The organism is Agromyces agglutinans (assembly GCF_009647605.1).
GTDB lineage: Bacteria > Actinomycetota > Actinomycetes > Actinomycetales > Microbacteriaceae > Agromyces > Agromyces agglutinans.
On the sequence record NZ_WJIF01000003.1, the window covers coordinates 330088 to 345391 of the forward strand.

At 71.6% G+C, this 15304-nt stretch carries 10 protein-coding genes; 4 read left to right on the forward strand and 6 right to left on the reverse strand.

Going from position 1 to position 15304, the window contains the following annotated elements:
• Positions 1-12 precede the first annotated feature (12 nt).
• Positions 13-1224, reverse strand: coding sequence for a RimK family alpha-L-glutamate ligase (locus GE115_RS07760; protein ID WP_153684194.1), 1212 nt, complete (start codon positions 1222-1224; stop codon positions 13-15).
• Between the two features lie 19 nt (positions 1225-1243).
• Between GE115_RS07760 and GE115_RS07765 the strand changes: the two genes are divergently transcribed.
• Entirely contained in the window at positions 1244-1732 is a 489-nt protein-coding gene (locus tag GE115_RS07765; protein WP_153684195.1) for an ATP-dependent zinc protease family protein, read from the forward strand.
• Positions 1733-1853: 121 nt separating this feature from the next.
• Positions 1854-3182: an HNH endonuclease signature motif containing protein gene (locus GE115_RS07770; protein WP_153684196.1), complete on the forward strand. Its 1329-nt coding sequence runs from the start codon at positions 1854-1856 to the stop codon at positions 3180-3182.
• A 319-nt stretch (positions 3183-3501) separates the two neighbouring features.
• Here the strand turns inward: GE115_RS07770 and GE115_RS07775 are convergent, their stop codons facing one another.
• From GE115_RS07775 to GE115_RS07785, 3 genes are all read right to left on the reverse strand, one after another.
• Complete coding sequence (locus tag GE115_RS07775) at positions 3502-5943, reverse strand: glycoside hydrolase family 3 C-terminal domain-containing protein (RefSeq protein WP_246190623.1); 2442 nt, start codon at positions 5941-5943, stop codon at positions 3502-3504.
• Between the two features lie 2 nt (positions 5944-5945).
• On the reverse strand, positions 5946-8720 hold the full coding sequence (locus GE115_RS07780; RefSeq protein WP_153684197.1) for a glycoside hydrolase family 3 N-terminal domain-containing protein: 2775 nt from the start codon (positions 8718-8720) through the stop codon (positions 5946-5948).
• A gap of 288 nt (positions 8721-9008) precedes the next feature.
• Positions 9009-12677, reverse strand: coding sequence for a proline dehydrogenase family protein (locus tag GE115_RS07785; protein ID WP_216648787.1), 3669 nt, complete (start codon positions 12675-12677; stop codon positions 9009-9011).
• Positions 12678-12833: 156 nt separating this feature from the next.
• On the opposite strand from GE115_RS07785, the gene GE115_RS07790 reads away from it, so the two are divergent.
• The gene (locus GE115_RS07790) at positions 12834-13784 is read left to right on the forward strand and encodes a LysR family transcriptional regulator (protein ID WP_153684380.1); all 951 of its coding nucleotides are present in this window, start codon (positions 12834-12836) and stop codon (positions 13782-13784) included.
• Positions 13785-13899: 115 nt separating this feature from the next.
• On the forward strand, positions 13900-14370 hold the full coding sequence (locus tag GE115_RS07795) for an META domain-containing protein (RefSeq protein ID WP_153684199.1): 471 nt from the start codon (positions 13900-13902) through the stop codon (positions 14368-14370).
• Between the two features lie 59 nt (positions 14371-14429).
• Here GE115_RS07795 and GE115_RS07800 read toward each other — a convergent pair whose 3' ends face one another.
• Positions 14430-14813, reverse strand: coding sequence for a hypothetical protein (locus GE115_RS07800; RefSeq protein ID WP_312855001.1), 384 nt, complete (start codon positions 14811-14813; stop codon positions 14430-14432).
• Positions 14810-15265: a MarR family winged helix-turn-helix transcriptional regulator gene (locus GE115_RS07805; protein WP_153684200.1), complete on the reverse strand. Its 456-nt coding sequence runs from the start codon at positions 15263-15265 to the stop codon at positions 14810-14812. Before GE115_RS07805 ends, GE115_RS07800 begins: the two co-directional genes overlap by 4 nt.
• Positions 15266-15304: the final 39 nt, after the last annotated feature.

Genomic DNA, 15304 nt, shown 5'->3' on the forward strand with positions numbered 1-15304 from the left:
GGCGGAAGGGATCTACTCCGCGACCGGCGCGGGAACGGGTACCGGGATCGGCTCCTTGGGCAGCTTGCGCACCTTTGCGCGACGGCGCCGGCGCTCGGGGATCATCGAGCGCATCTCCTCGAGCTTGCCGAAGCACAGCAGCCGGTCGCCCGACTCGAGCAGCACGCCCTTGCGCGGGTTCGGAATGACGTTCGTGCCGCGGTGCAGGGTCAGCACCGTGATGTCGCGCTCCCACAGGCCCGACTCGCCGAGCGTCTTGCCGACGAGGTCGGCGTTCGTGTGGACGAGCAGTTCGGCCACGCCGTACCCCGTCGAGACGGTGAGCCGCTGGCGCACGTCGATCTCGGGGAAGGCCACCTGGTTCGCGATGTAGTCGATGATCGCGCCGGCCACGTCGAGGTTCGTGGCCGTCTCGATGCCCTGCAGGCCCGGCGACGAGTTGACCTCCATCACCAGCGGGCCCTCGTTGCCCTCGAGCATGTCGACGCCGGCGACCTTGAGGCCCATGATCTGCGCCGACCGCACCGCGGCGAGCTCGTACTCGGGCGTCAGCTCGACGGGCTCGACGGTGCCGCCGCGGTGCACGTTGGAGCGGAACTCGTCGCCGCTCGCGACGCGGCGCATCGCGGCGACGACGCGGTCGCCGACGACGAGGGCACGGATGTCGCGGCCCCGGCTCTCGGCGATGAACTTCTGGATCAGCACGTTCTGCTTCGTCGAGTGCAGCGTCTCGATGATCGCCTCGGCGACCTTGACCTGCGGCGCGAGGATGACGCCGATGCCCTGCGTGCCCTCGAGCAGCTTGATGACGACCGGGGCGCCGCCGACGAGTTCGATCGCCTGGCGCACGTCGGCCCGGTTGCGCACGAACGACGTCGGCGGCAGCGCGATGTTGTGCCGGGAGAGGATCTGGTTCGCGCGCAGCTTGTCGCGCGCGTTCGTGATGCCGTTCGCGGTGTTGGGCGTGTACACGTCCATCTGCTCGAACTGGCGCACGACCGCGGTGCCGAAGTACGTGATCGAGTTGCCGATGCGGGGCAGGATCGCGTCGTAGTCGGACAGCGGGCGACCGCGGTACTGCAGGTCGGGTTCGGCTCCGGCGAGGTCGATCGCGAACCGCAGCGTGTTCAGCACCTTGACCTGGTGACCGCGCTGCAGCGCCGCCGCCTTCAGCCGCTGGGTGGAGTACGCCTGCGGGGCGCGCGAGAGGATCGCCAGTTTCAAAGGTTCCGCCCCTGCCATGATGGTTCGAGTGAGAGAGCCTGACCATTCAAGCACCATCGCCGGATGGCGCGAATGGGCATCCCTGCCCGCGATCGGCGTCCCGTGGATCAAGGTCAAGGTCGACACGGGTGCCCGCACCTCGGCGCTGCACGCGTTCGACGTCGAGGAGTTCGAGCGCGACGGCGAGGCCTGGGTGCGCTTCGGCGTGCAGCCCTGGCAGAACTCCGATGAAGACGCCGTCGTCGTCGAGTCGCGCGTGCACGACCGCCGCCACGTGCGCAGTTCGTCGGGGCACGTCGACGAGCGCATCGTCGTGCTCATGGACGTCGTGCTGCTCGGCCGCGAACTGACCGTCGAGGTGACGCTCAGCAACCGCGACGAGATGGGATTCCGCATGCTCGTGGGCCGTGAGGCGCTGCGCGGTGTGTTCCTCGTCGACCCCGGCGAGTCGTTCCTCGGCGGGCGTGCGCCCAAGCGCGCGCGCCGGCGGAATCGCGGGCGCGGGTAGGGGCCGCGCCGCGCAGTCGGTCGGTCGGTTCCCGTCGGTCGAGTAGCGACGAAGGAGCGTATCGAGACTACCCATACACGAACACATCTTCGATGTCAGTGGTCACTGCCAGACTCATTCCATGGAACTCCTGTTCGATCCACCCGCCCCGAAGGCGGCCGCCACCTGGCCGCCATCGTGGGCGACGATCGACGAACCGGATGCCTCGTGGCCGCTCCTCGAGGCGCTCCACGACGCGAGCGGCACAGCGGCGCCGCTGGGCGAGTTCGCCGCACTCGAAGACGCTCTGGACGCGGCCGAGACCGCCGCGTTCGCCGCGAATCGGGCGATGGCCGCGCATCTGGCCGCGATCCGCCGCGCGTTCGATTGCGCACGCCAGCACCCTGCGCTCTATCTGAACCGGTCGGCGCTGGGCGCTCGCGATGAGCAGGAGCTCGCCGTTCGCGCGGTCGCCGCCGAGTTGTCGATGCGGCTGAAACTGCCTTCCGGCACGGTGCGCACTCGTGCGTTCGAGGCCGAGGTCCTGCACGACCGCCTGCCGCTGGTCTGGCACCGGTTCGAGTCGGGTGTCGCCGCCTACCCCGAGGTGCGCGCCGCGGTCGACGCGGCCGTCGGGTTCGATCCCGACGACCCGGGCCTCGCCCGGTTCGACGAGGCCGTGGCCGACCTGATCGGCTCCGTCACCCCGGCACGGTTCCGCCAGCGCCTACGCGCGCTGCGCGCCCGATACGACCGGGCGCTGCTCGAGGCGCGTCACACGCGCGCGTACGCCGACCGCCGAGTTCAGGTCGAGCACGTCGACGACGGCATGAGCTGGGTGAGCCTGTTCGTCTCCTCGGTCGATGCGGCGCGGATCCGGGCACGGCTCGACGCGACGTGCCACGCGCAGGCGGGCGCTCCCGACGAACGCCGCAGCCTCGACCAGCTCCGCGCCGACACCGCGGTCGCGTGGCTCGCCGGCGATGGCACGCCCACCGCGGCGAGCGTCGAGGTCATCGTGACCGTACCGGTGCTCGCGCTGGCCGGTGCCGACGACGAGCCGGCCCAGCTCGACGGCGCTGGGCCCATCGACCTCGCGACGGCACGTCAGCTGTTCGCCGATGCACCGTCATTCCTCCGCCTCGCGGTCGACCCGGTCACGAGCGCTCCCCTCGCGCTCGATCGCACGAGGTACCGCCCGTCGGCGGCGCAGCGCACCTGGCTCGCCCTCCGGCACGGCACGTGCACGCGGCCGGGTTGCGACCGGCTGGCCGTCTCGTCCGACCTCGACCACGTGCGCGACTGGTTCACCGGCGGGCCGACCGACGTCGCGAACCTCGCCCCGACCTGCCGCAGCGACCATCGCCTGAAGCACGCGGCCCGGTTCACGGTCACGAAGTCGAAGCTCGAAGGCACCGTCACGTGGCGAAGTCCCACGGGTCGGGCCTACACCGACCCGCCGCCGTTCTGAGCACCGATCGATACCATCGTGTTCCGAGTACCGATCGATACCGTCATGGTCTGACTACCGATCGATACCGTCATGGTCTGGGCGCCGATCGATGCCGTCATCACGGGCACTCAGTTCGGGAGGGCTCTGCGGTGCGCCCTCCGCGCTTGGGGTTCCGTCTGCTGTGCGAGTTCGATGAGTTCGCGGAGGAGTCCGAGATGCTCAGCGCCCGAAACCGGCCGAAGCGTCGGTGAACATTCGTCGACCGACACGATGGCCAACCGATACCGACACGACAGGGGCGTCCCGCTCAGCGCCGATTCGCTCAGCGCCGATTCGCTCAGCGCCGGTTCGTCCAGCGCAGGAACCGGCGCACGGTCCGCTCGTTCACGCGCCCCTTGGTGAAGGCGTCGACCTTGTGGAACGGCATGTTGATCAGGAACATCACGTTGTTCGCCGCGTGCGGGCGCTTGAGGGCGAGCAGCACGCGCCGCGCTCCGGCGAGAAGCCCGTGGAAGGCACGTCCGAGCGCCTTCGCGTAGACGAGCTGGGCGACGGTGTCGGCCTCGTACGTGAGGGGCGCCGACCGGTCCCACCGGGTCGGCGGCGGCGTGCGACCGAGCAGCGTCGCGAAGCTCGCATCGTCGACGTGCTGCACGTCGGCGGCCGCGTACACGGGCAGGCGATCGGCGTCGGAGACGGGGACATCCGTCTCGCCGTCGACAGTGATCGTTCCGGTGAGGCGGATGTCGGCGACCGACGCGCCCACCTCGACGACGACCTCGCCGGCCGGGCGCACCCAGCGACCCGCGGCGACCGAGTAGTACTCGAGCGCCCTCGGATCGATCGCCAGCTCGACCGATGTCGCCTCGCCCGGCTCCAGCCGGAGTCGGGTGCTCGCGGCGAGCTGCACGCGTGCGTGGAAGACCGACGACCACGGAGAAGAAGCAGAAGGACCCGGCCCGACGTACACCTGCGGAACCTCCACGCCGGCGCGCGAACCCGTGTTCCGTACGGTGAACCGCACGACCACTCGACCGGCGGCACCGTCGCCACCGGCGCCACCGGCGCCACCGGCGCCACCGTCGGCGTCGCCGCGAACCACCTCGAGCCCCTCGTACGCGAACGATGTGTACGAGAGCCCGTGTCCGAACGCGTACCGCACGGGAACGCCGCGGGTTTCGTAATAGCGGTAGCCGACGAAGATCGCGTCGCGGTGCTCGGCGGTGGCCTCGAGTCCGGGGAACGTGCCGGCGGACGGGACATCCGAAAAGCGCAGCGGGTAGCTGACGGCGAGCCGCCCGCTCGGCTCGTGCCGGCCGGTGAGCACGTCGGCGACGGCGGTGCCGCCGCCCTGCCCGGCGAGCGAAGTGTGCAGGATCGCGGCGACGTCGTCGGCGAAGGGCAGCTCGACGGGGCTGCCGCCGGCGAGCACGACGACGACGCGGTGCCCGGCGGCGACGAGCGCGTCGACGAGGTCGAGCTGGTTCTGCGGCAGGCGCAGGTGCTCGCGGTCGACGCCCTCGGCCTCGCTGGACTCGTCGAGTCCGATGAACGCGAGCACGGTGTCGGCGGATGCGGCCACGCGGAGCGCCTCGTCGCGCAGGCGCCGGTTGCGACCGCCGAACCGTTCGAAGCCCTGCGCGTAGCCGGTGACCTCGAGGTCCGACGCGCGCAGCGCGGTCAGCGCGTCGTCGACCCGGGTGGGGTTCACGAGCGAGCTGCCGGCGCCCTGGTAGCGCGGCGTGGCGGCGAAGTCGCCGATCACCGCGACGCGCGCCCGGGGCGGGAGCGGCAGCGCGGCATCCGTGTTCTTCAGCAGCACGAGGCACTCGCGCGCGGCGGCGACGGCGGCGCGGTGCTGCGCGTCGAGGTCGACGGAACCGGCGACGCCCGGCGCATCCGCGAGCGCCGGCTGCACCGCGAACACGAAACGCAGCAGCTCGTCGACCCGCTCGTCGAGCACGGCCTCGTCGAGCTCGCCGGCCCGCACGGCGCGCACGAGCTGCGCGTCGGTGAGCCCGTCGCTCGACGGCATCTCGAGCTGGTTGCCGGTGACGAGCCCCGCGACTCGGTCGTGGTTGCCGCCCCAGTCGGTCACGATCAGGCCGTCGAAGCCCCATTCACCGCGCAGGATGTCGCGCACGAGGTGCGGATGCTCGTTGGCATAGGTGCCGTTGACCCGGTTGTACGAGGTCATGATCGCCTTCGGCGCGCCATCCTCGACCACGCGGCGGAAGCCCTCGAGGTAGATCTCGCGCAGGCTCCGCTCGTCGACGACCTCGTCGATCGACATGCGCAGGTGCTCCTGGCTGTTGACCGCGAAGTGCTTCGGACATGCGGAGACGCCGGTCGACTGGATGCCCCGGACCATGGCCGCGGCGAGGTCGCCGCTGAGCTTCGGGTCCTCCGAGAAGTACTCGAACGAACGCCCGCCGAGCGGGTTGCGCACGATGTTCAGGCCGGGGCCGAGCAGCACCGCGACGCCCGCCGCGCGCGCCTCGGCGCCGAGGGCCCGGCCGACCGACTCGAGCAGCTCGGGGTCCCACGACTGCGCGAGCGCGGCCGCTGTCGGGAAGCACGTCGCCGGGAGGCTCGAGTTCAGGCCGAGGTGGTCGGCCTTGCCGCCCTGCTTGCGCACGCCGTGCGGCCCGTCGGTCAGCATGATCGAGGGCACGCCGAGCCGCTCGATCGGCTTCGTGTTCCAGAAGTTGGCGCCGCTCATGAGCGAGGCCTTCTCCTCGAGCGTCATCCGCTCGATCAGGTCGGCGTGGGCCAGCATGATCAGATCCTGTTCGTCTGCAGCACGTAGTAGGCGATGTGGCGTGCGGCGTCCCGCAATGCGCTGAGCGTACCGGCGCGATCCTCCTCGAGGTAGCTGCTCAGCTGCTGCTCGAAGGTGCCCGGCCCCGGCAGGTCGAGCGGCAGGTCGAGCATCAGGTCGTTGCCCGCCTCGACGGCCTGCAGCGCGTCGAAGTGCTCGCCCTGCGGGCCGATGCCCGCGTCCGTGATGACGAAGCCCTCGAAGCCCCACTCGCCGCGCAGGATGTCGGTGAGCAGCGGCGCGCTGCCACCGGCCCACGTCGAGCCCACGCGGTTGAACGCGGTCATCACGCCGTGCGCGTCGGCCTGCTTCACGGTGATCTCGAAGGGCTTCAGGTAGAGCTCGCGCCACGCCTGCTCGGGCGCCCACACGTAGAGCCCGAACTTCGCGCGGTTCGTCTCCTGCAGGTTGCCCGCGAAGTGCTTGACGACCGTGGTCGTGCCGTGCTCCTGGATGCCGCTCGAGTACGCGGCGCCGAGGGTGCCGGTGAGCAGCGGGTCCTCCGAGAAGTACTCGAAGTTGCGGCCGCCGAGCGGCGAGCGGTGCAGGTCGAGCGACGGCGCGTAGACGGCGTCGACGCCGTACGCCTGCGCCTCGGCGCCCATCGCGAGGCCGACCTCGTGGGCGAGGTCGACGTTCCACGACGACGCGAGCACGACGGGCGCCGGGAAGGCGACCGACGCCCACGCCTCGAGGAAGCTGCGGATGCTCGTCGGCCCGTCGTACATCGTGGTGCGCGGGATGCCGAGCCGGTCGATCGCGATCGACCAGTAGGCGCCGTTGCCCGAGAACGCCACGAGCTCCTCCGCGGTGAACTGGTCGAGGAACGGCTCCCACTTCGGGTCGTCGATGGGCAGCCCGGCGAGGTCCTCGAGCATGATGCCGTGCTCGGCGCCGGTCGTCGGCTCCTCGACCGACGGGTCGACCACGTGCTCGTAGTCGCGGTCGAGCAGGCCTTCGGGCAGCTCGAGGCGCTCACCCGTCGGCGCGGTCGGCGCGGTGCCTGCGGGATCGGCGCGCGAGAGCCAGGTCAGGTCGTCGCGGACCTCGTCGTCGAAGCGGTTGGTCACCTCGGCGCCCGTCGCCGAGTCGGTGTCGAGCACGACGGTCTCGGACTGCGTCCACGAGAACGAGGCGACGGGGTCGTGCACGTCGCGGGCGACCTGCAGCTCGTACGCGCCGGCCTCGAGCACCCAGGTGCGCGCGTCGCGGTCGTCGTACGAGGCCATGTCGCGCGTCGCGAACGTCACGGTGACGGTGTCGGATGCCCCGGGCTCGATCACGTCCGTCTTGGCGTAGCCGCCCAGGGCGACGGCCGACTTCTCGATGCCGCCCGGCGTGTAGGGCGCGCTGTAGTAGAGCTGCACGACGTCCTTGCCCGCGACGTCGCCCGTGTTGGTCACCTCGACGGTCGCGGTGATCTGGTCGGCATCGGCGCTCGTCGACACGACGTTCCACGCGAAGTCGGTGTACGAGAGGCCGTAGCCGAACGGGTACTGCACGACCCGGTCGTACTCGGCGTCGGGCACGAACGTCTCGTAGTAGCGGTAGCCGAGGTAGATGCCCTCGAGGTTGTCGGTGAACGTGCGGCCGCTCGGCTCGCCCGAGGCATCCGTGTACTCGAAGTCACCCGTGTTCGCGACCGCGGGATTCGACTCGACGTCGTACGCCCACGTGTCGACCGTGCGGCCCGACGGGTTGACCTCGCCGGTCAGCACGGCGGCGACGGCGGAGGCGCCGGTCTCGCCGGGGCCGCCGATCCAGAGGGCGGCATCGACGTGCTCGTACTCCTCGAGGAAGCCGAGCTCCATGACGTTCGTGCTGTTGACGAGCACGACGACGTGCTCGAAGCGCTCGTCGAGCAGCTCGACCGTGTCGCGCTCCGCGGCGCTGAGGCTCATCTGCTCGAGGGTCAGGTCGATCGTCTCGGTGCCGGCACGCGAGACGACGTAGATCGCGGTGTCGGCGCGCTCGGCCGCCGCGGCGACCACGTCGTCGGGCAGTTCGTCGGCGGGCATCTCCTCGGGCGTCGCGACGAGGAAGCCGCCGACCGCGGGCAGCAGCGTCTCGACGATGCCGCCCTCGGGCTCGGTCCAGTCGTCGGCCTTCGCCTCGCCGGAGGTCGCCCAGTTGCCGTACACGTCGCGTACGTCGGCGTCGTAGTCGATGCCGGCCTCGTCGAACGCGTCGTACAGCGACTGCGCACCGGTGGCCGAGATGCCGCCTGCGCCGCCGCCCGAGTAGACCGGCTCGACCGACCCGATGCCGAACATCGCGACGGGCTCGTCGCGCAGCGGCAGCACGCCGCCCTCGTTCTCGAGCAGCACCGATCCCTCGGCCTGCACCTGTTCGGCGACCGGCAGGGATGCCTCGCGCGTCGCGGCCTGCTCGTCGGTCAGCGGCGTCGTCGCCGAGGCGTACCACCAGCCGAACAGCGACGCGATGAGGGCGATCACGACGCCGAAGGCGATCCAGCCGATCCAGCGGCGCTGGCGTCGCTTGAACCAGCGGTAGCCCTTGCGCTGCGCCTTCCGTTCGAGCTTGGGCGAGGCCGCGGCGATCTCGGCCTTCCAGGCGCGGATCTCCTGCCGGTCGGCCTTGCGAGCGGCGCGGCGCTCGGCCCAGGTCAGGCCGTCGCGTCGGCGCTGCTTCCGGACGGCTTTCAGGTCGGCCCAGCGCTGCTTCGCGTCGGCACGGTACTGCTTCTTCAGGCGGCGGTATTCGCTGCGGTCCATGGGGTTCGGGCGTCCTCGTCCGGGTGATGCGGGTGGGGTGAAGGGGCGATCGACGCGCCGGGTCAGGCGCGGATCGCGGCCACTCTACGTTCCGGGGAGGCTAAAACCAAATTCGATTCTGTTTTGGCATTCGGATGCCCCGCCGCGCCGGCCCAGCACCGGCTGCTGCCCGCACAGCGCAGGCGTGCCCGCCCGCACAACGCAGGAAAACGGGCCCCATGGTGTCCCCACAGCGGGGATGGAGCCCGTTTTCCTGCATCGCGCGCGGCGAGCCGCCGCAGTGCCCGGCTAGATCACCCCGTCGGAGATCGTCGTCGGGTTGCCGAACCGGTGGTTCGTGATCGACACGGCCTGCTCGCGCAGGAACGGCAGCAGCTCCACGCGACCCGACGGGGTCACGGGGTGCGCCCAGACCGCGACATCCGGCCGGCCGTGCAGCACGCGCGTGACCGCGGCAGCGTCGCCGCCGACCAGGCGGATGCGGCTCGTCGCGAGCCTGCCGGCGGCGATGCCCGTCAGCCACGCCCCGTCGCCCTCGCGGACCACCGGGATGTCGCGGGCGGCGAGCACGGCCCGGACGCCCTTGGGCAGCTCGTGCGCGGTCGACACGCGGAACTCCGACCCGGCGCGCAGGCCCGCGATGACGATGCGCAGGCCGTCGACGAGCGTGGCCGCCTCGGCGATGCGCACGGTCACGGGGAGCGCGCGGTACCGGAAGACGTTGCGCTCGACGCCGAGGCCCGAGTGGTCGCGGGCGAGGCCGTACTCCTCGGTCCACGCGACCTCGTCGGACAGCGCCGACCGGCGCAGCACCTCGAACTGCTCGTACTCGAGCGACGACTGCGAGGCCTCGATGACCTCGGTGACGCGGCGGTCGAGGCCGCGCAGGTGCAGCGAGCCCGACTGCTTCGAGTGGTCGGGCAGCCATTCTCCGAGCCCGAACAGGTAGTTCGGTCCGCCGGCCTTGGCACCGGCGCCGACGGCCGACTTCTTCCACCCGCCGAACGGCTGGCGCTGCACGATCGCACCCGTGATGCCGCGGTTGACGTAGAGGTTGCCGGCCTCGACCCGGTCGAGCCAGGTCGCGAGCTCCTCGGGGTCGAGCGAGTGCAGGCCGGCGGTCAGCCCGTAGTCGACCGCATTCTGCAGCGCGATGGCCTCCTCGAGGTCCTTCGCGTGCATGACGCCGAGCACGGGCCCGAAGAACTCGGTCAGGTGGAAGTACGAGCCGCCCTTGACGCCCGTGCGGATGCCGGGCGACCAGAGCCGGCCGGATCCGTCGAGCCGACGCGGCTCGACGAGCCACTCCTCGTCCGCGCCGAGCTGGGTGAGCGCGTGCAGCAGCTTGCCGTTCGCGGGCTCGATGATCGGGCCGACCTGGCTCGAGGGGTCGTCGGGGTAGCCGACGCGCATCGAGGTCGCGGCGTCGACGAGCTGGCGGCGGAAGCGCTCGGACTTCGCCACCGAGCCGACGAGGATCACGAGGGAGGCCGCCGAGCACTTCTGGCCGGCGTGCCCGAACGCGCTCTTCACGACATCGGATGCCGCGAGGTCGAGGTCGGCGGAGGGCGTGACGATGATCGCGTTCTTGCCGCTGGTCTCGGCCAGCAGCGGCAGGGCCTCGCGGAACGAGCGGAACAGCTCGGCCGTCTCGTACGCACCCGTGAGGATGACCCGGTCGACGAGGGGGCTCGCGACGAGCTCGCGACCGAGTTCGCGCTCACCGACCTTGACGAGCGCGAGGAGGTCGCGCGGGATGCCGGCCTCCCAGAGCGCCTCGACCATGACGGCGCCCGAACGCTCGGCGAGCGCGGCGGGCTTGATGACGACGCCAGAGCCCGCGGCGAGCGCGGCGAGCACGCCGCCGGCCGGGATCGCGACCGGGAAGTTCCACGGCGGCGTGACCACGGTGAGCTTCGACGGCACGAAGGTCGCGCCCTGCACGTGGTCGAGCTCGCGGGCGCGCTCGGCGTAGTAGTGCGCGAAGTCGATCGCCTCGCTGATCTCGGGGTCGGCCTCGGCGATGGTCTTGCCGGTCTCGGCGGCCATGACCTCGATCAGCCGGTCGCGGTTCGCGGCGAGCGCGAGGCCGGCGCGGTGCAGCACGGCGGCGCGCTCGGCGCCCGAGCGACGGCCCCATGCCTCGCCGTTGGCGCGCACCTGCTCGAGCAGCGCGCGCAGCTCGGCCGGATCGGTGACGTGCGCCCGGCCGATGGTGTCGCTGCCGAGCGTCGAGCCGGGCACGCGCGCGAGGATGCGCCGGCCCCAGTCCCGGTTCGCGGCGAGCGCGGGGTCGGTGTCGGGCTCGTTGCGGAACCCGGGCGTGACGCCGGGGCCGACGGGCGTCGTCGGGGCGTCGGACGACGCGAGCGAGTGGCCGGCGACGAGCCCGTCGCCGGAACCGTCGCCGGCGCCGTCGCCGTCTCCCGCCGAGCCCCGGGTGAACCCGAGCACGACGCTCGTCAGCGACTCGTCCTCGTGCTCGGTACCCGGCGCGGGCGCGTCCTGGTGGGCCAGCTCGGCGGCGAGCCGGCCGTCCTCCCACTCGGTGCGCCGGTTCTGCGTGCGGTTCGGGGCGGGCGCGGGCGTGGCATCCGTCTCGCCGTCGAGCGCCGCGAGCGAGCGGCGGTACCGCTCCTGTTCGCGCGCGAACAGGCGCTGGTCGCCCGCGAGCTCGAACACGGCCGACATGAAGTTGTCCTGGCTCGCGTTCTCCTCGAGGCGGCGGATCAGGTACGCGATCGCGACGTCGAACTCGGCCGGGTTCACGACCGGCGTGTAGAGCAGCAGGCGCCCGACGTCACCGCGCACGGCCGCGGCCTGCCCGGTCGCCATGCCGAGCAGCATCTCGAACTCGACGGCGGACTCGACGCCGCGCTCCTTGGCCGTGAGCCACGCGTGCGCGACATCGAAGAGGTTGTGGCCGGCGATGCCGAGGCGCACGGCATCGGTGCGCTCGGGCGTCATCGACCAGTGCAGCAGGCGCTTGTAGTTCGTGTCGGAGTCCTGCTTGGACGAGTAGGTCGCGACAGGCCAGTCGTGGATGGCGGCATCCACGTGCTCCATCGCGAGGTTCGCGCCCTTGACGACGCGCACCTTGATCGGCGCGCCGCCGGCGGCGCGGCGGGCCTGCGCCCACGTCGTGAGCCGTTGCATCGCGCCGAGCGCGTCGGGCAGGTAGGTCTGCAGCACGATGCCGGCCTCGAGGCCGCCCAGCTGCGGCTGGTCGAGCAGCTTCTGGAAGACCGCGATCGTCAGGTCGAGGTCGCGGTACTCCTCCATGTCGAGGTTGATGAACTTGGGGCGTCCTCGCACGCCGCTGCCCGCGGCGAGCTCGTACAGCGGCGTGAGCTTCTCGACGACCTTCGCGACGGCCTCGTCGAACGACCACATCGAGAGCTGGCTCACGACGCTCGAGACCTTGATCGAGACGTAGTCGACGTCGTCGCGGGCGAGGAACTCGAAGGTGCCCGCGAGGCGCCGGTCGGCCTCCTGCTCGCCGAGCACGGCTTCACCGAGGAGGTTGAGGTTCAGCCGGTTGCCCGACTCGCGCAGCTTCGCGATCGCCGGGCCGAGCTTGGCGGGCGTCGCGTCGAGCACGAGGTGGCCGACCATGCCGCGCAGCACGCGGCGGGCGATCGGGATGACGATCCAGGGGAACGCGGGCGCGAACGCGGCCCCGGTGCGCACGGCGGCGCGCAGGTACCAGGGCAGGAACTTCGGCGTGAGCCTGGCGACCTCGGCGAGGTTGCGGCCGGCGACCCCGAGATCCTCGGGGCGCATGACGCCGTCGACGAAGCCGACGGTGAAGGCGAGGCCGTTCGGGTCCTTCAGGACGCCCGCGAGCCGCTCGGCGGCCGGGTCGACGGGGTGGTCGGCACTCTCGGCCAGCCAGCGACGCACGAGGGCGGTGACCTGGTCGGTGCGCGCGGCGGGGTCCGCGCTGACGTTCGTCATGCTCATGACGGTAGTTGTCCTTCGCTCAGTGGCAGCCGAGAATCGCGCGTGCCTCGCGAATAGTGTGCGGTCTGGCGTTCGTTCGGTACAGCGAATGATTCCGACGGATACTCTTCATCAGAACCGAATGAATTTCGGATGCCTCGGAGGTGGACGATGCTCGACATGCGACGACTGCGACTGCTCGTCGAACTGAGCCGTCGCGGCACCCTCGCCGCGGTCGCCGACGCGCTGTCGTACAGCCCGTCCTCGGTGTCGCAGCAGCTCGGTCTCCTCGAGCGCGAGGTGGGCGTTCCCCTGCTCGTGCCGGTCGGCCGGCGCGTGCGGCTGACGCCGCAGGCCGAGGTGCTCGTCGCCCACGCCCAGGCGGTGCTCGACCGGCTCGAGCGGGCCGAGGCCGACGTCGCGCGATCGCTCACGAACGTCGGCGGCACGGTGCGCATCGCGACGTTCCAGTCGGCCGCGCACGCCGTCGTGCCACGGGCGCTCACCCTGCTCGCGGCGGAGCATCCGTCGCTGCGCGTCGAGCTGACCGAGCGCGAGCCCGAGGCCGCCCTCTTCGACGTCGCCGCACGCGACTTCGACCTGGTGCTCGCCGAGCAGTATCCGGGCCGCACGCGGCCGCTGCATCCCGAGCTGGACCGCGTGCCGCTCGCGGCCGACGCGATCCGGCTCGCGTTGCCGCCGCATCCCGCGTCGGGCACGCGCGCGCGGGATGCCTCGGTACGGGATGCCTCCGCGGCGGATGCCTCGGCCCCGCTCGCCGAAGCCGCGAAGCACCCCTGGGTGCTCGAACCCGCCGGCACGGCCTCGCGCGAGTGGGCCGAACAGCTCTGCCGCGAGGCCGGGTTCGAGCCCGACGTTCGATTCGAGACCGCCGACCTCATGGCGCACATCCGGCTGATCCGGTCGGGCAACGCCGTCGGGCTGCTGCCCGACCTCGTGTGGGCGGGCGAGGAGCCGAGCGTCCTGCTGCTGCCCCTGCCCGGCGATCCGCACCGCGAGGTGTTCTCCTCCGCGAGGCTCGCGAGCGCTGACCGGCCGGGCGTGGTCGCGGCCCGCGACGCGCTCGCGCGGGCGGCGGCGGCACCCCTCGTCGCGGGGTGAGGGCGCGCCCCATCCTGCTGAACCCGCGATGTCGCGCGAAACGTCGTCATTCGAAGGCCGGAAGAGCATATTGCGCGACATGGCGGGCGGACCCGGGCGCGGATACCCTTCGGCCATGAGGGGAATCCAGACCATCGTCGGCGGCGCGGTCGCGACCGCCGCCGCCCTGCTCGTGCTCGCCGGCTGCGCGAGCGGCTCGCCGACGGGGTCGTCGTCGGAGTCGTCGAGTCCACCCGACACGTCGTCGTCGTTCCCCGCCGCCCCGACCGGCGACCCGATCACCGAGGCCGATGCGGTCGGAACCTGGGGCGAGGCCGACGACCCGTCGCAGCCGTCGCTCACGCTCACGGCCGACGGCATGCTCTCGGGCACCGACGGCTGCAACCGGCTCACGGGCAGGTGGGAGCTCGACGACGAGGGAATCGAGTTCGACGACCTCGCCTCGACTCGCATGGCCTGCACGGAGGTCGACACCTGGCTCTCGGGGGCCGAGTCGGCGACGATCTCGGGCGACACGATGACCGTGTACGCCGACGACCGCGTCGAGATCGGCACGCTCGAGCGCACGGGCGATGCCCCGGAGTGATGGTCGGCTGATCACCCTCGGCTGATCGGTCTCAGCTGATCGCCCTCGACTGAACTCCCTCAGCTGAGCGCGATCACCAGCAGGCACGCGGCCACCACCGCGCAGGTCGGCGTCATCACGAGGCGCTCGAGGCGGCTGCGCGAGATGCCGTTCAGCACGACGCCGAACGCGAAGTAGCCGAAGAGCACCCACGTGGCGACATCGATGAACGGGTTCGACGGCCCGAAGAACCCCGCGCGCCAGAGCAGGATGACCGCGAACCCGGCGTAGAGCAGCACCGAGACCGCGCTGCCGATGCGCAGTCGCCGCGGCAGCACCGCGTGCTGCCCGCCCCACACGAGTCGCCCGTACGGGCGACCCGACGCGACCAGCACCTGCAGTACCGCGGCGGCGGCCAGCAGCACGGTCGCCACGATCGCCGCGGCGACGACGAGGGCGGTCACGTCGACGCCTTCCGTGCCGCGAGGCGGCGTTCGCCGTTCGCGATGAAGCGGTCGAGCTCGGCTTGCAGCACCTCGAGGTCGACGCCCTCCTCGAGGCCGTCGTCGTGCCGGGCGAGGCCGTGCCAGGCCTCGGCGAGGAGCGTTCGGCCGGCGTCGCTGAGCTCGACGAGGTTGGCGCGCTGGTCGCCCGGGTCGGGCACGACCCGCACGAGCCCGCGCCGGTCGAGTTCGGCGAGGCGCTGCGTGACGGCCGATCGCGAGACGTCGAGGCCGTCGGCGATCGCACGCTGGCTCGCCGGTCCGAGGGCGTCGATGGTGACGAGCGCGGCGAAGATCGAGATGCCGATGTCGTGCGCGGGCCGCAGGTAGTCGTCGGCGGCTCGGTCGATGATCGCGGTGGCGCGGTGCAGCGCGAGCGCGAGGCGTTGCGAGCGTAGTGTTGAGGCATCCATATTGTTAAGTACTTAACAGTATGGATGCCTCCGCGTCAA

Bases quoted from the DNA above. Each gene is read 5' to 3' on its own strand.
- GE115_RS07790 (WP_153684380.1), top strand. From the start codon at position 12,834: ATGCTCGACATGCGACGACTGCGACTGCTCGTCGAACTGAGCCGTCGC.
- GE115_RS07785 (WP_216648787.1), bottom strand. From the start codon at position 12,677: ATGACGAACGTCAGCGCGGACCCCGCCGCGCGCACCGACCAGGTCACC.
- GE115_RS07795 (WP_153684199.1), top strand. From the start codon at position 13,900: ATGAGGGGAATCCAGACCATCGTCGGCGGCGCGGTCGCGACCGCCGCC.
- GE115_RS07780 (WP_153684197.1), bottom strand. From the start codon at position 8,720: ATGGACCGCAGCGAATACCGCCGCCTGAAGAAGCAGTACCGTGCCGAC.
- GE115_RS07765 (WP_153684195.1), top strand. From the start codon at position 1,244: ATGGTTCGAGTGAGAGAGCCTGACCATTCAAGCACCATCGCCGGATGG.
- GE115_RS07775 (WP_246190623.1), bottom strand. From the start codon at position 5,943: ATGCTGGCCCACGCCGACCTGATCGAGCGGATGACGCTCGAGGAGAAG.
- GE115_RS07805 (WP_153684200.1), bottom strand. From the start codon at position 15,265: ATGGATGCCTCAACACTACGCTCGCAACGCCTCGCGCTCGCGCTGCAC.
- GE115_RS07770 (WP_153684196.1), top strand. From the start codon at position 1,854: ATGGAACTCCTGTTCGATCCACCCGCCCCGAAGGCGGCCGCCACCTGG.